Consider the following 21,950-nt stretch of genomic DNA (forward strand, 5'->3'; position numbering starts at 1 on the left):
GGTCGGCTCCGGGATCGCGGACGGCGCCCAGATGTTCTTCACCGACTGGAGCGACCCTGTCCAGTTGTCTGCAGGAAGGATCGGGACGGTCGCCCTGACCGTTCCGGCCGCCGGTGATCGCGCCTTCGTCTACCTGGCGGTGAATGACGACGGCGTGGAGTACGAATACCTCTCCGAGGTGATTACGGTGACCGGATTCACCGGCTATGACTTCAGCGATTTCGGTGCGGTGCTCGACTTCGGTGCCGATGAGGCCGGTGTTGGATTCTATGACCGAGGATCCATCAAGAAAGGGTGGTTCTCGGTCTTCGGATACTGGTTCCACGCAAACGCGCAAGGTTTCATGAAACTCGATGAGTGGCTGAACGACCAGGGTAAGTGGTATTACTTCGCCGACACCGGCGTGATGCAGACCGGATGGCTTCACCGTGCTGAGGGGTGGTATTACCTCAATACTGACGGCGCGATGCAAACAGGCTGGGTAAAGAGCGGAACGAGCTGGTATTACCTTGATGCCACCGGCATGATGCAGACCGGATGGGTCAAAGCCGGAGGCTCCTGGTACCACCTGAACACCGATGGCTCGATGCAGACCGGCTGGGTCAAGGACGCTGGGTCCTGGTACTACCTGAAGGCCGACGGGGCCATGGCGACGGGCTGGGTTCAGGTCGGCGGGTCCTGGTATTACCTGGAGCCCGGTGGACAGATGGTGACCGGCTGGGTGCAGGCCGGCGGAGCCTGGTATTACCTGAATGCCCACGGCAGCATGCTCACCGGGTGGCTGCAGCAAGGTAACTCCTGGTACTACCTGAAGCCGAATGGTGCCATGGTGACCGGTCAGTACCGGATCGATGGTCGTCTCAGCAATTTCGCCGGCAGCGGTGTCTGGCTCGGCTATGCCTCGTCCGGGTCGGGTTCAGGCTCGGGTTCAGGGGGTGGCGTCCTCTACAAGAACTGTAGCGAGGTTCGTCGAGCTGGAAAGGCGCCCCTCTACCGCGGGCAGCCGGGCTACGGCGAGCATCTGGATCGTGACGGGGATGGCGTCGCGTGTGAGCGGCGTTAGCCCCACCGGACGCCGAAACGTCGCATCAGGGGATCGCCTCGTGACCTGCGCTTGCTGAACGGGAGCGTCAGCCGTCGGACACGGACGCCGCCGTGGGCGGTGGCATGCCGACGGCATCCACCGGAATGTCGTCGGCGGCTTCCGAAAGCGCCCGGGCGACGGTGATCCGGTCGAGCCGGAACCAGCGGATCGCCCCCAGGCTGCGGCAATGACCGACCACCCACCAGCAACCCCGGGTGTGCCCCAGGAACACCGGATCGATCCGGGTGGCCTCCTCGGCGCCGTCCTCGGTTCGATGATGCACCGACAGCACGCGACGCTCATGGACGGCCTGCTCGACCGCACGCCGGATCCGCGCGTCGTCGGGGCTGTCGGTGTGATCGATCCAGATCCGCCGGCCCAGATCGTCGGCCCGCTCGCGCGCGGCGGCGTCCATCACACCCAACACCTTGGTGAGCGCGGCGCGGGCATGACCGTCGAACGGCTGGCCGCGATGCGCGTTCACGGCGGCGGCCAGGCCGGACGCCTCGGCATCGGTGAAGTTGACCGGCGGCAGCGTCGCGGCGGCGTCCACCACATAGCCACCCCCGGGGCCCGGCCGCGCGCGCACCGGGAATCCGCCGTGCTGCAGCGCCGAGATGTCGCGCTTGACGGTGCGGACGCTGACCTCGAAGATCTCAGCCAGGCGTTCGGCCGAGCGCCCCGCCGGCCCGGCCCGGCGCAGTTCCTCGCGCAGGGCATACAGGCGATCGGTGCGACTCACCCAGAAATAGTGACATACAGGTGACATCGGCGGGGGTGAGGATCGGCACCATGAGTACCTCGTCACCCACTGTTCTGTTCATCGGCGGCGCCGGGCTGCCCGGCTGGATCTGGGACGCGGCCCGCCGCGAACTCGGCGACGGCTACGACACCCGGGTGGCGGCCCGGCCCGCGGGCGGGCAGCGGCTACGCGACTATGCGGACGCCGCGCTGGCCTCGGTGGACGCGGAGCGCTTCACCATCGTGGCCCACTCCGGCGGCGGTGTGGTCGGGGCCGAGGTGGCCCGGCTGGCGGCCGGGAGGGTGGCCGGGTTCCTGGCTGTGAGCGCGGTCGTCCCGAAGCCGGGGGGATCGTTCCTCTCGGCGATGCCGGTTCCGAACCGCTGGATCCTCGGCGCGGTGATGCGGATCGCCGGCACCCGGCCGCCGGAGTCGGCGATCCGGACGACGCTCGCCTCAGCCCTCGACCCCGCCACGGTCGACCGGCTCGTCGCCGGCTTCACTCCTGAACCGCTGGGCTACTACCGCGATCGCACCGGCACGCAGCCCTGGTGTGAGCGGCGCGGCTACCTGGTCACCACCGACGACAAGGAACTCCCCGCCGCGCTGCAGCGCCGGTTCGCCGAACGTCTCGGCGCTGCGCGCGTCGACGAGGTGGCGGCCGGTCACCTGCCGATGCTGGAGGATCCGGCGTCCGTCGCCCGGGTGATCGCCGGCTTTTGCCGGCCATGATCCCCAAGGGTCAGCGCCACGGCGTAGCTGTCGCCATCGCGCCAGTGCGGCGTCCGGATTCGGGCGGTCAGGTACGCCGGCCGAGGCGTTGGCCGCTCAGACGGCCGAGCGGACGGCCATCCGCCGGTTCAGCGTCTCGGTCATCGCGAGCAGCAGGACGGTGAAGACCCCGACGAAGAACGGGAACAGGCCGATGTCGATGTACTGCGCGAGCAGGCCGAACAGCGGCGGCATGGCGGTGGTGCCGGTGTAGGCGGCGGCCATCTGGATGCCGATGATCGCCTGGGAGTTCTCCCGCCCGAAGTTGGCCGGGGTGGAATGGATGATCGCGGGGTAGACCGGCGCGCAGCCGAACCCGGCCAGTACCAGACCGCCCAGGGCGAGGACGTCCGTTTCGACCGGCAGCGCGATCAGGACGACGCCGCCCAGCGCGATCAGGCCGCCCATCCGGATCATCTGCTTGTCGCCGAACCGGTCGGCGACGAAGCCGGACAGGAACCGTCCCAGCGTGATGCCGAGCAGGAACAGCGCCGCGAACCGTGCCGCCGTCGCCGCATCCACGCCGCGCGCTCCGACCAGATAGGTGGACGCCCACAGCATCAGGGTTGCCTCGGCGGCGCAGTAGGCCATGAAGGCCAGCAGGATGAGCGGGACGCCGGGGATACGCACGGCCTGGGCCAGCGGCAGGGGAGCGGTGTTCAGGTCGACCTCGCCGGCCTCCTCGGCGGACGCCCGGTGCTTGCCCCACAGCGGAAGGGTGAGGAACAACCCGACGGTGAGGGCGGCCTGGATCACGCCGACGATCCAATAGCCGTGGCTCCAGCCGGACCCGTCGGAGAGGGCATGGCCCATGATGAACGGGCTGATCGAGGCGCCGACACCCCAAAAGCAGTGCAGCCAGCTCATGTGCCGGGACGCGTAATGCAGCGCCACATAGTTGTTGAGCGCGGCGTCCACCGCACCCGCGCCGAGCCCGTACGGGATCGCCCACAGGCACAGCGCCACGAACGAGCCCGAGGTCGAGAAGCCGAACAGCGCGGCCGCGGTTAGCGCGACGCTGGCCGCGGTGACCAGGCCGGCCCGAACCGCTTGGTGAGGCGGTCGGATTGCAGGCTGGAGACGATCGTGCCGATCGCGATGACCATGGTCACGATGCCGGCGTACGACAGTGGGACGCCGAGGTCGGTGTGCATCACCGGCCAGGCGGAGCCGACGAGGGAATCCGGAAGGCCGAGGCTGATGAAGGCGAGGTAGATGATCGCCAGAAGCAGGGAGTACATGGGATCGCATTCGTTCGAGGGCGCGGTGCGGCGTGATGCCTGAAGGCCGGGCGGGAGGCCACCACCACGGTACAGCTGATGTGTACGTACGTGCGCATGTGTTCATTCGGGAGTTGTCCGCGTGACCATCAATATGTACGATCGTACGTATGAGTGTGGCTGTCCATTCCCTCGCCTCGGCTGCCGACCGGCGGGCACGCGGCGCGGTCGCCGCGTTGTTCCTCACCAACGGTGCGATCCTCGCCAACATCCTCCCGCGATACCCGGAGATCAAGGAGTCCCTGGGGATCAGCAACGCGGTCTACGGACTCTCGGTTGCCGCCTTTCCGGTGGGTGCGATCGTGGCCGGGCTGGCGGCCGCGACGCTGATCCGTCGCTTCGGGTCGGCCAAAGTCGCGGTCGTCGGCACGATCCTGACCGGACTCGGCCTGCTCGCGGCCGCGCTCTCGCCCACGGTCCTGCTTTTCGCGCTCGGCTTGTTCTTCGGTGGTGCGATGGACGCGATCACCGACGTTGCGCAGAACGCTCACGCTCTTCGAGTGCAGCGCAACTACGGCCGCTCCATCCTCAACTCCTTCCATGCGGTGTGGTCGATCGGCGCGGTCCTCGGCGGCGCCATGGCGGCCGGGGCCATCGCCTTGCGGCTCCCGCTCCCTGCCCATCTGGCGCTGTCGGCCGTCCTCTTCTCCGTCGTCTCGCTCACGGCGTTGAGGTTCTGCCTGCCGGGTCGCGATGATGAACCCGAGGAGTACGCCGTTGCGGGCGCCCGGGTGCCGGATGCCGTCCCGCGGCGCGGCCTCACCACGCGCACGGTCCTCGTGCTGGGTGCCCTCGTCATCATCGCCATGGCAGGCACGATCGTGGAGGACGCCGGCAACTCATGGGCCACGCTCTACCTCACCTCGCTCGGTGCTCCGGCTGCCTTGGCGGCGACCGGCTTCATCGCTCTGGTCGGCGCCCAGTTCCTCGGACGCCTGATGGGCGATGGTCTCGTCGATCGCTTCGGGCAGCGGGTGGTGGCCCGTGCCGGGGGAATGATGGTCGCCGCCGGCATGGGGGTCGCCCTGGTCTTCCCGGGAGTCCCGGGTAGCATCCTCGGCTTCGCCGCCGCCGGATTCGGCGTCGCCACCTTGGTGCCGGCCGCGATGCAGCAGGCCGACGATCTGCCCGGGCTGCGCCACGGCACGGGACTGACGATCGTGTCGTGGCTGATGCGGCTGGGATTCCTGCTTTCCCCACCGCTTGTCGGGGTGATCGCGGATGCCACGAGCCTGCGGGCGGGGCTGGTGATCATTCCGGTGGCCGGGGTCCTGGTCGTCATCTTTGCCGGCGTTCTCGGCGGACGCCCCGGCGTGGCCGGCAGTCATTCTCACGCCTCGCTCTGAACCATCCTGGCCCCTGTGCTCAAGCGCACCTGGCGAACCCCGGCAGGTGCAGAACTGATCATCACGCATCGACGAAAGGCGGAACTGACCGTGCGGATCTCCCTGGTGGCGGTCGATATGGACGGCACATTTCTCAGGCCGGACATGACCTACGACCGCGAGCGGTTTCTTCGGCTACGACAACGGATGCGGAAGGCCGGCGTCCGGTTCGTGGTGGCCAGCGGCAACCAGTACTGGCAGCTGAGGTCGTTCTTCGAGCCCGCCGATGAGGTGGCTTACGTTGCCGAGAACGGCCACTTCCTGTACGACATCGGCGACGAGGCTCCTTTCCACGCGCCGGCCCCGCGCCGTGGTGCGGGCCGGCTGATGGTCTCCGCGTTGGAGGAGCGTGGCCTCACCTATCTCGTCTCAACGCCGGACGGTGGGCTGGTTCCCTCACGGTTTTCCGAGCAGGATCTGGCTTGGGCCAGGCGCTTTTTTCCGCGGATGCGCGTCGTCGATGACGTCCTCGAGTTTGCCGACGACATCGTCAAGGCGACGCTCCAGCTAGAGAACCCCCGCGCTTTCGTGTCCGAGTTCCAGGCCTTGCTGGAGGGGGAGTTCACCGCGGTCGTCGCGGGCCCGGAGGATGCCGATCTCAATGCGCCCGGCTACAACAAGGCATTCGGCCTTGAATGCCTGTCGCATCGTTGGGGTGTGGATCTCGCCGAGGCGGTCGCTTTCGGCGACAGCTACAACGACCTTGAAATGCTGCAGGCGGTCGGGCTGTCCGTCGCGATGGCCAACGCGCCCCAAGACATTCGCGACATTGCTGACCGGGTGGCACCTTCGAACTCCGAAGATGGGGTGCTTGGAATTCTCGAGGAACTTCTTCCCCGCTAGCAAGGGTGGTCATCACCGAAGAGAAAGGTGATGCCAGGGCCGAATGATCCGGTTCAGTGCGCCACTGCCGATGAGGCCGGCGCACTGAACCGGATTTTTGTGGCCGACCGCTCAGATGGTGAGCCAGACGGCGGTGTCGGTGTGGACCTCATCGCTGACGCTGGGATCGCTGGCGGCGAGCAGCCGGGCGCCGTCCGGGATCGGCCAACCGGTTTCGCCGAGGTTGAGCACGACGCGGATCGCGCCGGCGGCGGTGGTTACGTCGAAGGCAACGATGTCCTCGCCGAGATTGACCAGGGTGAGCTGGCCCTCGCCCAACGCGCGACTGCGCCGGACGGCGAGGAGTGCGCGATACAGCTCCAGGGTTGAACCATCGCGTCCGGTCTGCTGGTCGGCGGCGAGTTGGCCGAAGAGTGCCGGCTGGGGCAGCCAGGATTCACCGGTGTCGTTGAAGCCGTAGGCGGGAGCGTCCTTCACCCAGGGAATCGGAACGCGGCAGCCGTCGCGTCCGATCCGGTCGCCTTCGGTACGGCGGAAGGTGGGGTCCTGGCGAGCGTGTGCGGGCAGGTCGATGACTTCGGGGAGCCCGAGTTCTTCGCCTTGGTAGAGGTAGGCGCTACCGGGCAGCGCGAGCAACATGGTGGACGCCGCGCGCGCCCGCCGTAGGCCGGTCGTGTAGTCGGGTGCCGGGTCGTCCGGCCGCAAACCGGAGGGGCGCAACCGGTCGAGGGCGAAGCGAGTGAGGTGCCGCACGACGTCGTGGTTGGACAGTACCCAGGTGGTCGGGGCGCCGACCGCGTCGTTGGAGCGGTAGGAGTCGATGATTCCTTGACGGAGCGCACCGGCCTCCCAGGGGGACTGGAGGAAGGCGAAGTTGAAGGCCTGGTGGAACTCATCGGGGCGCACGTAACGGGCGAGCCTGTCGTAGGGCTGTACCCAGGCCTCGGCGACCATCGCCCGATCCCCTGGGTAGCTGTCGAGCACTTCAAGCCAGGACCGGTAGATCAGATGCACGTCGTCCTGGTCATAGAAGGGGGCGGCGTAGGTGGGAATGGCGCCGGTGAGGAAGTCGTCGCGGGTGTGATGGAAGTCGGGAAGGCCCGGTGCCTTGATCAGGGCGTGGGCAACGTCGACCCGGAATCCGTCGATGCCCCGGTCGAGCCAGAATCGGAGGATGTCGAGGAAGGCGGCCCGCACTTTCGGGTTCTCCCAGTTCAGGTTGGGCTGCTTGGAATCGAACATGTGCAGGTACCACTGCTTGCCGTCAGGCGTCTTCGACCAGGCAGGGCCTCCGAAATCGGACTGCCAGTTGTTCGGGCGCTGGTCGGGGTTGCCGGGATCGACGTCACGGAAGAGATACCAGTCGCGCTCGGGGGACCCGGGTTCGGCGGCGAGTGCTCGCTGGAACCAGGGGTGCTCGTCGCTGGTGTGGTTCGGCACCAGGTCGGCAAAGACGCGCAAGCCAAGCTGGTGTGCGTGAGAGATGAGGGCGTCCGCGTCGGCGAGGGAGCCGAAAACCGGGTCGATGTCGCAGTAGTCGGAGACGTCGTAGCCGGCGTCGGCCTGAGGCGAGGGGTAGAACGGAGAGATCCAGAGGGCGTTGATGCCGAGGCGGCGCAGGTAGGGCAGCTTCGAGGTGATGCCGGTCAGGTCGCCGATGCCGTCACCGTCGGCGTCGGCGAACGACCGCGGGTAGACCTGATAGATCACGGCACTGCGCCACCACTCGTTGGTGGAGGCCGGCGTGTGGAGGGGGATCGTGGCAGACAGGGGATCGGTCATGAGAAGAACGCTACGACATATGTGTACGTACGTCCATATCAAACCTGCTAGTTTTTCCCCATGACCGACAGCTACTTCGCCGGAGATCCGCGCACCAACCGCGAGCGGATGCTCGCCGGGGATCTCTACATCGCCGACGATCCCGAAAGCAGCCGCCTCGCGCACCGCGCGGTGCGGTTGGCGGACGCCTACCACCGCGCATCGGTGGCGGAGGATCCCGGCGCGCGCTCCCTGCTGGAGAACCTGCTCGGCCATCTGGGCGAGCAGGCGTACGTGAAGCCGCCACTGTTCGTCGACTACGGCGAGAACATCTCCATCGGCGCGCGGACCTTCGTCAACTACCACCTGACCGCGCTCGACGTGGCGTCCATCACCATCGGTGAGGACTGCCAGATCGGCCCCAACGTGCAACTGCTGACGCCGACGCACCCGATCGACCCGAAGCCGCGCCGCGACAAACTCGAGGCCGCGCAACCGATCGTGCTGGAGGACAACGTCTGGCTCGGCGGCGGTGTGATCGTCTGCCCTGGCGTGACGATCGGCGAGAACAGCGTCATCGGCGCGGGGTCGGTGGTGACCAAGGGCATCCCCGCCAACGTCGTCGCGGTGGGCAATCCCGCCCGCGTCATCCGCAGCATCGGGGAGGACGCCGATGCCGGCCGCTAAGCCTGCCGCGTCCGGACGCCGTCCGCGCCGCAGTGACCCCGACCGGCGCGACCGGATCATCGACACCTGTCTGCGGGTGATCGCCGAGGCCGGGGTGGCCGGCACTTCGCATCGCAAGATTGCCGAGGCTGCCGACATTCCGCTGGGTTCGATGACCTACCACTTCTCGGGCATGGATGAGTTGCTGCGCGAGGCGTTCACCCGCTTCGCCGATCAGGTCGCCGACCGCTTCGAGCGCCGGATGGCGGAAGCCGTCGATGTCGAGTCCGCGCGCGAGGCGGTGGTGGCGATCATCCTCGAAGACGTGTTCGGTGAATCCGACGACCTCGTCGTCACCCACGAGTTGTACACGCTGGCTTCGCGCGATGCCGCGTTCCGCGACATCACCACCAACTGGATGCGCCGCAGCCGAGTGGCGCTGGAACGGCATTTCGACCCCGAGACCGCCCGCATGCTCGACGCCCTCATCGAGGGCCTCACCATCCACCGCGCGTTGGATGTGGAGGATCGCGACCCCGCCGAGGTCGTCCGGGCGGTCGCACGCATCACCGCGCAGGGGTGACGCGCATGGCCCTGGTGTGTACGGACGTACACATATCGTGTTAGTGTGGCTCCATGACGGACGTGTGTATCGCAAGGACCCTTCGTCCGGGCCGGGAATATGGACGAGCCGGTGCCGCGGTGCCCGTCGACCGGGAGGGGCTCGAGTGCCGTGCGCGCGAAGCAGCGCTGAAGGCCGACCTGTATTTCCGTGCTGAGACGCTGGGATACGATGCGCGGCACCTGCTGGAGGAACTCGTCGGCCACCTGGGTGAGGGGGCCATCGTCAGGCCCCCGTTCTTCGTGGACTACGGCGAGAACATCTTCATCGGTGCGCGCACGTTCGTGAACTACAACCTGACCGCGCTCGACGTGGCGTCCATCACCATCGGCAATGACTGCCAGATCGGCCCGAACGTCCAACTGCTGACGCCGGCACGGCCCACTGATCCTGAGGGTCACCGCGAGACGACCGCCGCCGCGAGGCCGATCACGATCGGCGACAACGTGTGGCTCGGCGGGGGAGTGATCGTGTGCCCAGGGGTGACGATCGGCGAGAACAGCGTGATCGTCGAGGGATCGGTCGTGACCGACGACATCCCGGCGAACGTCATCGCGCAGGGCAACCCGGCCTGCGTCGTCCGTCTGGCCGGGGCGGCAGGCAACCCCGCGACGAGGCCGGGGGAGTGACCCTGCGTGAACCTAGAACCGCTGCGGTTGGTCCGCATTGTTTCCCTCGGCGCGGACGCCGCCACCCACGCCGGCGCTTTCATCTGCGCACCCACGCGCGCGGGGCTCGTTGCTCCCTTCCACTGCTGGCGGCTCGCCGCTCCAGATCACTCGCTGCACTAACACCAACAGAAAGGGCATTCATGCCGCGCATCATCTTCCTCGACGTGGACGGCACGGTCGTGGACTACTCCAACCAGCTTCCCGACTCGGCCGTGGCGGCGATCCAGGCCGCTCGCCGGGCCGGTCACCTCGTGTACCTGACCACCGGGCGCAGCAAGGCCGAGATGTATGAGGAACTGTGGGAGATCGGCATCGACGGCATGATCGGTGGGAACGGCTCCTACGTCGAACATCGCGGCGAGGTCGTCATGCACCAGACCCTGACCCTGGACGAATGCCGGGCCATCGTGGATTGGCTGCACGCGCGCGGTCTCGAGTTCTACCTGGAGGCCAACTCGGGCCTGTACGGCAGCGAGCATTTCAAGACGGCCGCGCTGCCGGCCATGCGTGCCTATTCCGCGGGCAAGGGTGCTCCGAACTCCGACACGATCACGGTCGAGGAGATCTTCCCCGAGATGATCCACGGTGCCGATCTCTACCGCGACGACATCAACAAGATCAGCTTCCTGCTCGGCGACTACCAAGATCACCTCGACTCGAAAGAGGCGTTCCCGCAGCTGAAGGCCGGCACCTGGGGCGGACGCGGTTCGCACGCCCTGTTCGGTGACCTGGGAGTGGCGAACATCGACAAGGCGCACGCGGTGGACGTCCTACTGGCGCACCTCGGCGCCGACCGCGCCGACACTGTCGCGATGGGCGATGCCACCGTCGACATCCCCATGCTGGAGTGCTGCGCGGTGGGCGTGGCGATGGGCAACTCCTCCGACGACATGCTGGCGATCGCCGACTACGTGACCGCCGACGTCAACGACGACGGCCTCTACCAGGCCTTCGACCACCTCGGCCTCCTCGGCGACCCCGGGGCCAAGTAGCGCCCTCACGCCGGCGCGTCCGCGTGTGTTCGTGGCCGTCAATGCAACATTGTGGTGCGTCTACTGACCACAACTTTGCATTGAGGTGAGGTTTCGGCATGGTCGATGGGGTGGTCGGCCTATGAGGCTGCGCCGGACGGCGCGCAGCGCCAACCGTGTCGTCGTGGATGACTTCGAGGACGGTCCGCTAGCTCGTGAGCCCGCGCAGGTAGGCGCGTAGCACCGCGCCGTCGTCGAACGACGCGCCGCGGACGATGCGCTGCATCAGGAGGGCGTCGAGCAGCCCGATCAGGTCGAGCGCGCGGGCGTCGGCGTCCTCGACGCCGAGTTGGGCGAGGATCTGGGTGGCCGTGGTGACGAAGCCCTGCCTGACCTGTGGGCGGGTGGACAGGGAGTCGCGCAGATCGGGGTCGCCGTCGCATTCCAGCAGCAGGATCAGTCGCGCCTTGTGATCGTCGGCGCGCCGCAGGGTGGCGTCCAGGCCCGCACGTAGCGCGTCCGCCACCGAGTCGACCGTCAGTTCGCCGTCGAAGTGGTGGGCGCCCAGGTCCACCTCAGTTCGCTCGGCGAGATGCTGAATGATCAGTCCGATCAGGTCGCGACGCGTGCGGGCGTAGTACGAGGTCGATCCTGCGGGGAGGCCGGCTTCGGCGTCGACGGCGCGATGGGTCAATGCCCGGACGCCGCGCGAGGCCAGCAGCCGGACGCCGGCTTCGGCGATCGCCGTGCGTCGTTCGGTCATGGGTGTCCCCTGTCTTGTTGTTCTCAGTCTCGTCGTTGCCCGCCTGCGTCCGCGGTCCGTGCCGTTCACCGAAAGATACGCCCGCTCGATGCCTCTACAAGTGTAGAGTAGTCAAGGTGATTCTCTGGTTCGATGACATCACCGGGTCCGATGCGGTGCGCGTGGGTGGCAAAGGGGCGAACCTGGGCGCGTGCGCGCGAGCCGGATTCCCGGTGCCGCGTGGGTTCTGCGTCACGACGAACGCCTACACCGCCGCGACGGCCGCACTCGCCGAACAACTGAGCGCCGATGTGCGGAAGGGCGCGGCGTCCGAGGCCCGGCGGCGAATCCAGACGGCGCCCATGCCCGTCGAGCTGAGGGAAGCGATCGCGGACGCCTACGCGCGCCTGGGCGAGCCGGCGGTCGCGGTTCGGTCGTCCGCCACGGCTGAAGACCTTGCGGATGCCAGTTTCGCAGGCCAGCAGGACAGCTTCCTCGGGATCGTGGGTCTTGATGCGGTGCTGGATGGGGTCCGGCGCTGCTGGGCCTCACTGTGGACCGAGCGCGCCATCGACTACCGGCGCCGCCACGGCGTCCCCGATGAGGGATTGGCGCTGGCCGTCGTCGTCCAGACGATGATCGAACCGGACGCGGCCGGCGTCCTGTTCACCCGCGACCCGGTCACGGGCGACGACACCACGATGCTGGTCGGTGCCTCCTACGGCCTGGGTGAGAGCGTGGTCGCCGGGCTGGTCACGCCCGACACGTTCCGGCTGGCCCGCGCCGAGCGCGCGGTCACCGGCCGGGAGATCGGCGCCAAGCAGTTGCGCATCGATGCCGTGCCGGGTGGTGGAACCGTGACCACCGACGTCGCCGAGGACGCCCGCGCGCGGCCCAGCGTCACCGATGCGCAACTGCTGCGGCTGCTCGATCTCGGCGAGCGGGTCGAGGCCCACTACGGCGCGCCGCAGGACGTCGAATGGGCGCTCGTCGGCGACGACCTCTTCCTGCTCCAGTCGCGGCCGATCACCAGCACCGCACCGAGTGAGCACAAGCACGAACACCCCCGAAGCATGCTGCACCGGCTGATCCGTGACGACCTGATCGAGCACTATCCCGCACCGTTCCCGCTCGATGTGATGGCCACTCACGCCATCACGGGTGGGGCGATGGTGGCGCTCGGCATCACCTCGGCGCCCGCATCGTCGCTGATCATCGGCGATCCGGACGGGATCGTCACCGTCCGCACCAACCACGTGCGCGTCACCCCGGCGCTGGTGCTGCGCCTGCTGGGCCGGCTGGCCGCCGGACTCCGGCGTGACCCGTTCGCGTGGCCGGACGACGAACGGGTGTTGCGGCGGCGCCTGGACGCGCTGGCCTCCCGGGCCGCGGGCGTCCGATCGGCCCCGGACGCCGAGGTGATCCGGCTGGTGCGCGATGCGGTGGAGGAGGCCGGCGCGTTGACCGGGCTCCGGTTCGTCCGCTACCTGACCCCGCTGGTCGCCTACCGCACGATGGCCGCCGGGCTGCTGGGCGTCGCCCGAAGCGGCCGTGAGGTCAGCCCGGAGGATCTGTTCGCGGGGGTGGCGTACAAGACGGCCGAAGTGACCTCGGGCGTGCAGGAGTTGGCGGCGCGGGCGCGCCGTAGTGGTGTCGCGGAGGTGATCGTCGGCGCGCCGGGCGGCGGGGTGCGGGACGCCCTCGGTGCGACCGCGGTGGGTGAGGCGTTTCAGCAGGAGGTCGAGGCGTTCCTGGCCCTGCATGGTGCCCGGACAGCCCGCGCCTACCTGCCCTTCTCGAACCGCTCGTGGCGGGAGGATATCGAGGGGTTCTACGCGTTGCTGGCCGCTGCCTCGCGAGGCGAACAACCCGAGCGGCGCGCGGACGCCGACATCGCGGGGACGATCGAGCAGCGATTGCCGCGATTCCTGCGGCGGTGCTGGTGGGCTGCCGTCGGCCGGTTGCGGGCGTTGCACCTCACCCGCGAGGCCACGGTCTACCTGATCGAGGAGTTCTTGTGCCTCGGCCGCGCCGGCGTCGATGAACTGGCCCGCCGGCTGGTGGAACGGGGGGTTCTCGACGATCCCGGCGAGGTGCGCTTCCTCTATTTCGACGAGATCGTCGAGGCACTGCGCCATCCGGGGGCCTCGTTGAGCCCGGCCGTCGTCCTGCGCCGTCGCCGGCGCGGCGCGGCCGAGGCGGCCTGGTGGGACCGCGGCGCCCCCGCGAACGCGACGAACGTGCTGCGCGGGCTGCCCGCGAGCGCCGGCCGGGCATCGGGCCGGGCCCGCATCATCCGCACGCCCGACGACTTCGGCCTGCTCCAACCCGGCGAGGTGCTGGTCTGCCCCTACACCGACCCGACGTGGACGCCACTGTTCTCCCTGGCCGCGGCGGTGGTCGCCGACACCGGCGGGCCGCTGTCGCACGCGGCGATCGTGGCCCGCGAGTACGGCATCCCCGCGGTGCTCGGCACGGTCACGGCGACGAGCCTCGCCGACGGGGTGCTGGTGACCGTCGACGGCACGAAAGGGACCCTCACGATTGAGACGGGCCCGGCGTTGTAGTGGTCTCGGCGGCTGCGGCGGTAAATCACTTCACTCGATCCGGCAGGTCGCTCGAGAACATCAGTCCCACTGATGTTTTTCGGGACGTTCCGAAATCGAGTGCAGCGATTTACCCTCGCATGCCGCGAGAGTCTGGTCGCGACGATGGTGTGAGCGGCTCGGCACCTTTGGCGGATGGACAACACGGACACTGAACGCTTCCTGGGTGGTCACTGATTGTTAACTGAACGTCGGCTGAGAAGTCAGCGGGGTGGCCAACGCTGAGGCTCAGGCGCGGCCAATCCCCGCGCTGTCATCCCAGAAGGAAGCGGAGTTCCATGCAACCCAGCATCCGTCCTCGCGTCCGGGCCGCCGTGTGCGTCGGCCTGGCCGCAGGCATCACACTTGCCCCCGTTCTGACCACCACCGCGTCGGCCGAAGAAGTCACCACGCCCAAGAACATCATCCTGCTCATCTCCGATGGCGCGGGGTACAACCAGTTCGACGCCGGACGCCTCTACGACAGCGGCACCACCTACCAGCAGGTCGTCGTCAACCCCGCCACCGGTGCGATCGAGCATGTGCCCGGAACGCCTAGCCAGGTCTACGACAGCTGGGACGTCCAGGTCGCCGAGTCGCACTTCTCGCGCACCACCATCGACGCGGGCCGCACCTACTCCAGCGATGCCGCCTGGGGCGCCTTCGACTGGGCCAAGGACAGCCCGACCGACTCGGCGGCCGCCGGGACGGCCCTCGGCACCGGCGTGAAGACCTACAACGGCGTCCTCGGCTTCGACGCGAAGACCGACGGCACCAAGCTGACCACCGTCGGTGAGCGCGCCATGGCGGTGGGCAAGAAGGTCGGCCTGGTCACCTCGGTGCCGTTCAGCCACGCCACGCCCGCCGGTTTCATCGCGCACAACACCGACCGTTGGGACAACACGGGCATCGCCAACGAGATGATCGACTCCGGTGTGGACGTGATCATCGGCGGCGGGCACCCCAACTTCGACGACGACAACCGCTCGCGTCCGGCGTACTTCGAGGACGACGCGTGGATCGGCAAGGACGACTTCGAGCGCGTCGCCGGCGGCAAGACGCCGTTCACCTTCATCGACTCGAAGGCGCAGTTCGAGGCCGTCGCCAGTGGCGCGAACGTTCCCGACAAGCTGTTCGGCCTGGCGCGTGTGGCGGAGACGTTCCAGTACAACCGCGCCGGACTGGAGACCAACAACAACGTGGCCCCGTTCTCGGATCCGCAGAACGCCGACGTGCCGTCGCTGGTCACCTCCACCAAGGCGGCGCTGAACGTGCTGAAGCAGGATGAGGACGGCTTCTTCCTGATGGTCGAGGGCGGCGCCGTCGACTGGGCCGGTCACGCCAACCAGACCACTCGCCTGGTCGAGGAGCAGTACGACTTCAACCGGTCCGTCGAGGCCGCGGTCGACTGGGTCGAGAAGAACAGCAGCTGGGACGAGACCCTGATCATGGTGACCGCCGATCACGAGACCGGTTTCCTGTCCGGCCCCGGTGCCGGCAGCGACACTGGCTGGACAGCGCTGATCGGCGCCAAAGGTGAGCTTCCGTCCGTGTCGTGGCACTCGGGCAACCACACCAACCAGCTGGTGCCGTTCTTCGCGCACGGTGCCGGCTCGGCGACGCTGAACGCGCGCGCCACCGGCTGGGACAAGGTGCGCGGCGCGTACCTCGACAACACCGACGTCGGCAAGACGATCTTCGACCTGCTCGGCACGCCGGCCAGCGAGGGCAACGCGATCAGCATCGAGGCCACCCTCGCCCCAGCCGCCCGCGGCGAACTGTCGCTGAGCGTCGGTCACGACGGCGGCGTGGTCGCCCTGAGCGGCACCGGACGCGCGCTGAGCGGCGCACTGCCGAGCGTGACGGTCGCCGACACCCGGAGCGACGCCCAGTCCCAGGGCAAGGGCTGGACGCTGTCCGGCAGCGCCACCGACTTCGTCGCCGGCAACCACACCCGCACCATCGAGGCGGCGAACCTCACCTGGACGCCGTCGATCGCATCCTCCGACGGCGGCGCGGCGGCCGGCACGGTCACCACGCTGAGCAAGCCGGCGACGCTGGCCAGCTCCGACCGGGTCACCCGGGTCGGCACCACCGTCGCTGCGGCCGGCCTGGACCTCGCGGTCCCGGCGGACGCCGAGTCCGGCCGCTACGGCAGCACGATCACCCTGACGCTGTTCGCGCAGGACTGATCCCACCACCCGACGCGGGGTGGGCCGGCCACAGACCGGTCCACCCCGCGTTCGCGACCGAACGTCACGCAAGGAGCCCGTATGCACGCCCGTCCGCAGTCCTCGACCACCGCGCTCGCCTGGAGGGTGGTGATCACGCTCGCTCTCCTCTGGGCGGTAGGTGTGGGCTTGGCGATCCCCGCGCACGCCCAGACGGTCACCTGGAGCGTCGTCCCCGCGGACGCCGGCGGTCCCGACGGACGGGTGTCGCTGCGGCACACCCTTGAGCCGGGCCAGCGCGTGCAGGACGCCATCGCGGTGACCAACAGCGGCGACGTCCCCGCCACCTTCGTCGTCGCGGTCGGCGACGGCGTGGCCGGGCCGGACGGCGCCTTCGACATCGATGCCCGGTCGCACGACGGCGCCGGCGGCTGGATCACCGTGCAGGGCACCGACAACGGCTCGCTGACGCTGGCGCCGGGGGCGTCCGTGGTGCTTCCGGTCCACATCGACGTTCCGGCCACCGCGCTGCCCGGCGATCATCCCGCGGGCATCACGGTCGGCGTCGTGCAGGGCGCCGACGTGCAGCTCAACTACCGGGTCGGCGTCCGGCTCCACCTCCAGGTGGCCGGGGAGATCAGGCCCGCCTTGGGTGTGGACGCCGTGAGCACGCGCTTCGAGCCGTCCTGGATCCCGTTCGCCCCGGGGACGCTGAGCGTCGACTACCGGATCACCAACGACGGCAACGTGCGGCTGGGGGCCGCCGGCCGGGTGTCGGTGTCCGGCCCGTTCGGCCTGGCCGCCACGGATTCCGAGCCGGATGAGGTCACCGAACTGCTGCCCGGCGACGCCCGCGAACGCACCGTGACCTTCGCCGTGCCATCGTTGTTCTGGCTGAACGGTCAGCTGACCGTGACGCCACGCGCGGTCGGCCAGGACGCCCTCAGCCTTCCCGACGCCACCACCGTCGCGTTGGCGGCGCCGGCGGCGTCGTGGACCGGATCGGCCGCGCTCGCGCTGGCGATCGGCGCGGCCGTGCTGGTGATCCGTCGACGGCGTTCGGTCAGCGGAGCCTCGGGATAGCCGGTCTCGCCGGGGCCTACCCGTGGCAGGATGAGCGCGTGGAGTCCGTGACGCCCGTGCCGCTGAGGCCGGGAACCCTGCTCGTGGCAGGAGTGGGCCTCATGGACGGGATCTTCGACCAGTCGGTGGTACTGCTGCTCGACGTGGACGACTCCGGAGCGCTGGGCGTGGTGCTGAACTCCTTCGCCGATGTCGAGCTCGCGCGGGTGCTGCCAGGCTGGGAGCCGCTCACCAGCTGGCCGCACCGGCTCTTCGACGGCGGCCCGGTCTCGCAGGAGGGCGCGATCTGCCTGGCCACCCCGGTCGACGACGAGGAGGAGCCGCCGGGCTGGCGGCGGCTGTTCGCCCGGATCGGGCTGCTGCACCTGGAGACCCCGATCGAACTCGCCACCGGCGCCTACAGCGACGTGCGCATCTTCGCCGGATACGCCGGATGGGCGCCCGGCCAGCTGGAGGCGGAGATCGATGAGGGGGCCTGGCATGTGGTCGCCAGCCGCCACGAGGATGTTTTCGACCCGAACCCGGAGACACTCTGGCGACGCGTCCTGGCTCGTCAAGGTGGACAGCTAGGCTGGCTGGCGACGTGGACGCCCACGCCGGAGCTGAACTGAGGAGGGTCGAGGGTGACCGAGGTGACAGGCGGAAAGGTGCTTGTCGTCGATGACGACGCCGCGCTGGCGGAGATGCTGCAGATCGTGCTGGAGGCGTCCGGCTTCGAACCGTTCTGGGTGGCCCGCGGCGACGAGGCGATGGAGGCGTTCCGGGCGCACAAGCCCGACCTGGTGCTGCTCGACCTGATGCTGCCCGGGCGCGACGGGGTGGACGTGTGCCGCGATCTGCGCGCTGAGTCCGACGTGCCGATCGTGATGCTGACGGCGAAGTCCGACACCAGCGACGTCGTCGAGGGGCTCGAGGCGGGCGCCGACGACTATGTGGCCAAGCCGTTCAAGACCCAGGAGCTGCTCGCGCGGATCAAGACCCGGCTGCGCCGGGCGTCCACGAGTGCGGAGGACCCGTCGACGCTGCGGATCGGCGACCTGGTCATCGACGTGGACGCCCATACTGTGCACCGCGGCGCTCAGGCGATCGCGCTCACCCCGCTCGAGTTCGACCTGCTGCTCGCGCTCGCCCGCAAGCCGCGTCAGGCGTTCACCCGCGAACTGCTGCTGCAGGAGGTTTGGGGCTACCGCCATCCGGGTGACACCCGGCTGGTGAACGTGCACGTGCAGCGGCTGCGCAGCAAGATCGAGCCCGATCCGGAGCGCCCGCAAATCATCGTGACCGTGCGCGGGGTCGGGTATCGCGCGGGGACGCCCGAACAGCAATGAACGGCCTGCGGCGGCTGATCGGCGCGCCCGTCCGCTGGTGGTCGCGCTCGTTGTCGTTCCGAGTGGTGTTCAGCAGCATCGTCGCGGTGCTCGCCGTGTTCGGCGTCACCGGGTGGGTGCTCATCGACCAGTCCACCCGCGGCATCCTCGAGGCCAAGTCGGCCCAGTCGGTCTCCGAGGCTGCGGCCGTCGTGGAGAGCATGCAAGCTTCCCTGCGCGAGGCCGACGTCCGCACCTCGACGGTGAGCGAACGGCTGACCGCGCTGACTCGTGAGGCGGCCGCCCGTGGCACCGTCGGGCACCAGTACGACGTGATCGTGAGCGCACCGGCCTCCGACATCGCCTCGGCGGGCCTCGATGTCACCTCGGTGCCCGCGGCGATCCGCGAGGCGGCGGCCGGCGGGGGACAGGACCTCTACACCACGCCGACGCTGATCCACTTCAACGACGGCCGCGCTCCGCGGCCGGGCGTGGTTGTGGCCGGTGCGCTGCAGGCGCCGGGAAGCGGCCGCTACCCGGTCTACTTCCTGTTCGGGATGGAGAAGGAGGAGGAGACGCTGCGGCTCGTCCGGCGGGCGGCCTTCATGGGGCTGGCCCTGCTGCTGCCGCTGAGCGCCGGCACCATGTACGTGATCTCGCTGCAGGCGCTGCGGCCGATCCGGGCGGCCCGGTTGACCTCGGAGCGGATCGCCGCCGGCCAGCTGCATGAGCGGATGAACGTGCGCGGACGCGACGATCTCGCCGGCCTGGCCCGCTCGATGAACCGGATGGCCGCCGAGCTGGGCCGCCAGATCCGCCAGCTGGAGACCATGTCACTGATGCAGCGGCAGTTCGTCTCCGACGTCAGCCACGAGTTGCGGACGCCGCTGACGACGGTGCGGATGGCCGCCGACGTCCTCTACGACGAACGCGACGCATTCGATCCGCTCGCCCGCCGGTCGGCCGAACTGCTCAAGGGAGAGGTGGACCGCTTCGAATCGCTGCTCACCGACCTGCTCGAGATCAGCCGCTTCGATGCGGGCGCGGCCGACCTACAACTCGACGACATCGACCTGGTCGCGCTGGTCGAGGCCGAAGTGGACGCCCACCGGCCCCTGGCGGACGCCTACGGCAGCGCGATGATCCTCGACCTTCCCGACCAGGCCCGCTGCCTGATCGATCCACGGCGGGTGGCGCGCATCCTGTCCAATCTGCTCTCCAATGCCATCGAGCACGGCGAGGGCGGCGACGTCGAGGTGCGGCTGCGCGCCGACGAGAAGGCCGTGGCCGTCACCGTCCGCGACCATGGCGTCGGCTTCAGCGCGGCGGAGGCGCACCAGGTGTTCGGCCGGTTCTGGCGCGGCGATCCGTCCCGGCAGCGGACGGTGGGCGGCTCCGGTCTGGGTCTGTCGATCGCTTTGGAGAACGCGCAACTGCACGGCGGCTGGCTGGACGCCTGGGGGCGCCCGGGCGGCGGCGCCCAGTTCCGGCTGACGCTGCCGCGCGTCCCCGACGAGCCGCTCGCCTCCTCGCCCCTGCCCGCGACCCCCGAGGACGCCTCATGACCGGTCGTCTGGTGTCTCTCCTCCTCGTGCTGGCCGTGGCGTTGACCGGCTGCGTGTCGGTGCCGACCTCGGGACCGATCGTGCGGGTCTCCGCGGTCGCCGAACGCGTCAACACGGGTGTGGAGATCGCGCCCGGCCCGCCCCAGCAGGGCGCCGGCGCGGGCACCATCGTCGACGGGTTCCTGCACGCGATGGCGTCCTATCAGCCCGACTATGCGGTCGCCCGCGCCTACCTGACCGCCGAGGCGACCGCTCGCTGGCACCCCGAGCAGGGGGTGCGGATCTACGCCGAGGGCAACCCGGTGAGCATCGGTGAAGGGAAAGCCACCCTCAAGGCGTCCGTCGTCGGCACGATCGACGCGGCCGGCGCCTATCGGCAGTCGAACGATGTGGTGGATCACGACTTCGGGCTGGTCCGGGACGCCGACGGGCAGTGGCGGATCAGCAATCCGCCGGAGGGGCTGCTGGTGTCGGAGTACCTGTTCCCGAGCGCGTTCACCCGTGTGGTGACCTACTTCCCGGCCAACGACGGCGACTGGCTGGTGCCTGATCCGCGCTACTTCCCGCGCGGTGAGCAGGCCCACCAGCGTGCCGCCGCGGCGGTGGCGGGTGGCGCGACGCAATGGCTGGCCCCGGCGGTGGCGGCTGCTCCCGAACGCCTCGCGCTCGACGGTGTCTCGGTGGACGCCGCGGGTGTGGCGACCATCGCGCTGCGGCGTGGTGCCGCCGATCTGGATGCCACCGCCCGCGCCAGGCTCGCGAAGCAGTTCGCGTGGACCTTCCGCCAGTTCGAGACGGTCGCCGCCATCCAGGTCGGCTGGGCCGGCGAGCCGGCGTGGGAGGTCGCGCCGCATGGCAAGACCATTCCCACCAGCGCTTTCGCCGAGGCCGACCCCGTCGATCGCAGCAGCAGCCGGCAGTTGTTCGGCATTCACCGCGGCCGGATCGTCCGGGTCGGCGAAGGGGCCGCGCCCGTCACACACATCGAGGTCGCCCCCGGCATCGCGGACGCCGCCGTCGCCGCGGTACGCCCGGACGCGGTGGCGGCCGCCTCGGCGTCCGCTGACGGGCGACACCTGAACCTCGCTCCGTTGTCCGAACCAGGAGGGCAATCCCTCGAACCACCCGGGGCGGTGCGGAGGCTGGCGTTCTCGCGGCAGGGCGAGTTGTGGGCGGTGCTCGGCGGCGCCCTGTTCCGTCTCGGACCAGGATCGTCATGGGGGGCGGTGCCGGCGGCAGTTCCGCGCGGGGCGCAGGTCGAGAGATTCCGCCTGTCGCCCGACGGAGCGCGGATCGCGCTGGTGATCCGCACCCCCGGCGGAAACCTCGAGATGGGGGTGGCCCGAGTGGTGCGGACCGGCGACCGAGTCGCCGTCGAGGGCTGGCGATCGATCGACGTCTCGCGCGGCTCGGTGGCTCCTTTGACGGTGCTCGATGCCGGGTGGCGCACGCCGGACACGCTCCTGGCGGTGGTCTCGGACGGCCGGACGACCCAGGTGTTTGCGGTGGCCCAGGACGGTTCGAACGTCACCCCGATCGGCCCGTCCGCGCTCGCGGGCCTCACCGAACTCGCGGTCGCTCCCGGGGTGCCTCCGGTCGTCCGCACCGCCGATGGCGAGGTGTGGCGATACAGCAGCGACTTCCGCTGGACCGCCCAGGCCTCCGAACTGAGCTCGGTGTTCTACCCGGGGTGACAGCCGCT

General features: G+C 69.2%; 17 protein-coding genes and 4 pseudogenes. 17 read left to right on the forward strand and 4 right to left on the reverse strand.

The window, feature by feature from the left end; all coding sequences use genetic code 11:
- Window positions 1-343 precede the first annotated feature (343 nt).
- The 3 pseudogenes from QM708_RS15650 to QM708_RS15660 all read left to right on the forward strand — a co-directional run.
- Window positions 344-523: pseudogene (locus tag QM708_RS15650) on the forward strand (choline-binding protein D); the annotation flags it as partial.
- Between the two features lie 9 nt (window positions 524-532).
- Window positions 533-844, forward strand: a pseudogene (locus QM708_RS15655) (choline-binding protein A); the annotation flags it as partial.
- A 114-nt stretch (window positions 845-958) separates the two neighbouring features.
- Window positions 959-1,063, forward strand: a pseudogene (locus QM708_RS15660) (excalibur calcium-binding domain-containing protein); the annotation flags it as partial.
- A gap of 67 nt (window positions 1,064-1,130) precedes the next feature.
- Here the strand turns inward: QM708_RS15660 and QM708_RS15665 are convergent.
- Entirely contained in the window at window positions 1,131-1,826 is a 696-nt protein-coding gene (locus QM708_RS15665; protein ID WP_415110655.1) for a helix-turn-helix transcriptional regulator, read from the reverse strand.
- A gap of 50 nt (window positions 1,827-1,876) precedes the next feature.
- Between QM708_RS15665 and QM708_RS15670 the strand changes: the two genes are divergently transcribed.
- Window positions 1,877-2,557, forward strand: a complete 681-nt coding sequence (locus QM708_RS15670; protein WP_415110657.1) for an alpha/beta fold hydrolase — start codon at window positions 1,877-1,879, stop codon at window positions 2,555-2,557.
- A 96-nt stretch (window positions 2,558-2,653) separates the two neighbouring features.
- Here the strand turns inward: QM708_RS15670 and QM708_RS15675 are convergent.
- Window positions 2,654-3,837 (reverse strand): annotated as a pseudogene (locus tag QM708_RS15675) (MFS transporter).
- A 149-nt stretch (window positions 3,838-3,986) separates the two neighbouring features.
- Between QM708_RS15675 and QM708_RS15680 the strand changes: the two are divergent.
- Both QM708_RS15680 and QM708_RS15685 read left to right on the forward strand, forming a co-directional pair.
- Window positions 3,987-5,222: an MFS transporter gene (locus tag QM708_RS15680; RefSeq protein WP_415110659.1), complete on the forward strand. Its 1,236-nt coding sequence runs from the start codon at window positions 3,987-3,989 to the stop codon at window positions 5,220-5,222.
- Window positions 5,223-5,237: 15 nt separating this feature from the next.
- On the forward strand, window positions 5,238-6,104 hold the full coding sequence (locus tag QM708_RS15685; RefSeq protein WP_415110662.1) for a Cof-type HAD-IIB family hydrolase: 867 nt from the start codon (window positions 5,238-5,240) through the stop codon (window positions 6,102-6,104).
- Window positions 6,105-6,215: 111 nt separating this feature from the next.
- Here QM708_RS15685 and QM708_RS15690 read toward each other — a convergent pair whose 3' ends face one another.
- A complete protein-coding gene (locus tag QM708_RS15690) occupies window positions 6,216-7,886 on the reverse strand; it encodes a glycoside hydrolase family 13 protein (protein ID WP_415110665.1) in 1,671 nt (556 codons plus the stop codon).
- A 60-nt stretch (window positions 7,887-7,946) separates the two neighbouring features.
- Between QM708_RS15690 and QM708_RS15695 the strand changes: the two genes are divergently transcribed.
- From QM708_RS15695 to QM708_RS15710, 4 genes are all read left to right on the forward strand, one after another.
- On the forward strand, window positions 7,947-8,552 hold the full coding sequence (locus QM708_RS15695; protein WP_415110668.1) for a sugar O-acetyltransferase: 606 nt from the start codon (window positions 7,947-7,949) through the stop codon (window positions 8,550-8,552).
- Window positions 8,539-9,114 (forward strand): TetR/AcrR family transcriptional regulator, encoded by a 576-nt coding sequence (locus tag QM708_RS15700; protein WP_415110671.1) that lies wholly within the window; start codon window positions 8,539-8,541, stop codon window positions 9,112-9,114. The genes QM708_RS15695 and QM708_RS15700 overlap by 14 nt, the downstream gene beginning before the upstream one ends.
- 53 nt (window positions 9,115-9,167) lie before the next feature.
- The gene (locus QM708_RS15705) at window positions 9,168-9,782 is read left to right on the forward strand and encodes a sugar O-acetyltransferase (protein WP_415110674.1); all 615 of its coding nucleotides are present in this window, start codon (window positions 9,168-9,170) and stop codon (window positions 9,780-9,782) included.
- Between the two features lie 182 nt (window positions 9,783-9,964).
- Window positions 9,965-10,816, forward strand: a complete 852-nt coding sequence (locus QM708_RS15710; protein ID WP_415110677.1) for a Cof-type HAD-IIB family hydrolase — start codon at window positions 9,965-9,967, stop codon at window positions 10,814-10,816.
- Between the two features lie 187 nt (window positions 10,817-11,003).
- Here the strand turns inward: QM708_RS15710 and QM708_RS15715 are convergent, their stop codons facing one another.
- Entirely contained in the window at window positions 11,004-11,558 is a 555-nt protein-coding gene (locus tag QM708_RS15715) for a TetR/AcrR family transcriptional regulator (RefSeq protein WP_415110680.1), read from the reverse strand.
- 116 nt (window positions 11,559-11,674) lie between these two features.
- Between QM708_RS15715 and QM708_RS15720 the strand changes: the two genes are divergently transcribed.
- The 7 genes from QM708_RS15720 to QM708_RS15750 all read left to right on the forward strand — a co-directional run bounded on the left by QM708_RS15720 (window position 11,675) and on the right by QM708_RS15750 (window position 21,942).
- On the forward strand, window positions 11,675-14,104 hold the full coding sequence (locus QM708_RS15720) for a PEP/pyruvate-binding domain-containing protein (RefSeq protein WP_415110683.1): 2,430 nt from the start codon (window positions 11,675-11,677) through the stop codon (window positions 14,102-14,104).
- Window positions 14,105-14,421: 317 nt separating this feature from the next.
- Window positions 14,422-16,314: an alkaline phosphatase gene (locus QM708_RS15725; RefSeq protein ID WP_415110686.1), complete on the forward strand. Its 1,893-nt coding sequence runs from the start codon at window positions 14,422-14,424 to the stop codon at window positions 16,312-16,314.
- Window positions 16,315-16,395: 81 nt separating this feature from the next.
- On the forward strand, window positions 16,396-17,376 hold the full coding sequence (locus QM708_RS15730) for a hypothetical protein (protein ID WP_415110689.1): 981 nt from the start codon (window positions 16,396-16,398) through the stop codon (window positions 17,374-17,376).
- 38 nt (window positions 17,377-17,414) lie between these two features.
- Window positions 17,415-17,987, forward strand: coding sequence for a YqgE/AlgH family protein (locus QM708_RS15735; RefSeq protein WP_415110692.1), 573 nt, complete (start codon window positions 17,415-17,417; stop codon window positions 17,985-17,987).
- Between the two features lie 72 nt (window positions 17,988-18,059).
- Window positions 18,060-18,704, forward strand: a complete 645-nt coding sequence (mtrA, locus tag QM708_RS15740; protein ID WP_415111482.1) for an MtrAB system response regulator MtrA — start codon at window positions 18,060-18,062, stop codon at window positions 18,702-18,704.
- Complete coding sequence (gene mtrB / locus QM708_RS15745; protein ID WP_415110695.1) at window positions 18,701-20,248, forward strand: MtrAB system histidine kinase MtrB; 1,548 nt, start codon at window positions 18,701-18,703, stop codon at window positions 20,246-20,248. The genes mtrA and mtrB overlap by 4 nt, the downstream gene beginning before the upstream one ends.
- The gene (locus QM708_RS15750; protein WP_415110698.1) at window positions 20,245-21,942 is read left to right on the forward strand and encodes a GerMN domain-containing protein; all 1,698 of its coding nucleotides are present in this window, start codon (window positions 20,245-20,247) and stop codon (window positions 21,940-21,942) included. The genes mtrB and QM708_RS15750 overlap by 4 nt, the downstream gene beginning before the upstream one ends.
- Window positions 21,943-21,950 lie beyond the last annotated feature (8 nt).

The sequence above is a fragment of the Propioniciclava sp. genome (assembly GCF_047602245.1).
GTDB lineage: Bacteria > Actinomycetota > Actinomycetes > Propionibacteriales > Propionibacteriaceae > Propioniciclava.

Excerpts from the sequence above, each read along its gene's own strand:
- QM708_RS15690 (WP_415110665.1), bottom strand. The coding sequence starts at position 7,886 with ATGACCGATCCCCTGTCTGCCACGATCCCCCTCCACACGCCGGCCTCC.
- QM708_RS15695 (WP_415110668.1), top strand. The coding sequence starts at position 7,947 with ATGACCGACAGCTACTTCGCCGGAGATCCGCGCACCAACCGCGAGCGG.
- QM708_RS15725 (WP_415110686.1), top strand. The coding sequence starts at position 14,422 with ATGCAACCCAGCATCCGTCCTCGCGTCCGGGCCGCCGTGTGCGTCGGC.
- QM708_RS15750 (WP_415110698.1), top strand. The coding sequence starts at position 20,245 with ATGACCGGTCGTCTGGTGTCTCTCCTCCTCGTGCTGGCCGTGGCGTTG.
- QM708_RS15710 (WP_415110677.1), top strand. The coding sequence starts at position 9,965 with ATGCCGCGCATCATCTTCCTCGACGTGGACGGCACGGTCGTGGACTAC.
- mtrB (WP_415110695.1), top strand. The coding sequence starts at position 18,701 with ATGAACGGCCTGCGGCGGCTGATCGGCGCGCCCGTCCGCTGGTGGTCG.
- QM708_RS15700 (WP_415110671.1), top strand. The coding sequence starts at position 8,539 with ATGCCGGCCGCTAAGCCTGCCGCGTCCGGACGCCGTCCGCGCCGCAGT.
- QM708_RS15680 (WP_415110659.1), top strand. The coding sequence starts at position 3,987 with ATGAGTGTGGCTGTCCATTCCCTCGCCTCGGCTGCCGACCGGCGGGCA.
- QM708_RS15730 (WP_415110689.1), top strand. The coding sequence starts at position 16,396 with ATGCACGCCCGTCCGCAGTCCTCGACCACCGCGCTCGCCTGGAGGGTG.
- QM708_RS15670 (WP_415110657.1), top strand. The coding sequence starts at position 1,877 with ATGAGTACCTCGTCACCCACTGTTCTGTTCATCGGCGGCGCCGGGCTG.
- QM708_RS15715 (WP_415110680.1), bottom strand. The coding sequence starts at position 11,558 with ATGACCGAACGACGCACGGCGATCGCCGAAGCCGGCGTCCGGCTGCTG.
- QM708_RS15705 (WP_415110674.1), top strand. The coding sequence starts at position 9,168 with ATGACGGACGTGTGTATCGCAAGGACCCTTCGTCCGGGCCGGGAATAT.
- mtrA (WP_415111482.1), top strand. The coding sequence starts at position 18,060 with ATGCTGCAGATCGTGCTGGAGGCGTCCGGCTTCGAACCGTTCTGGGTG.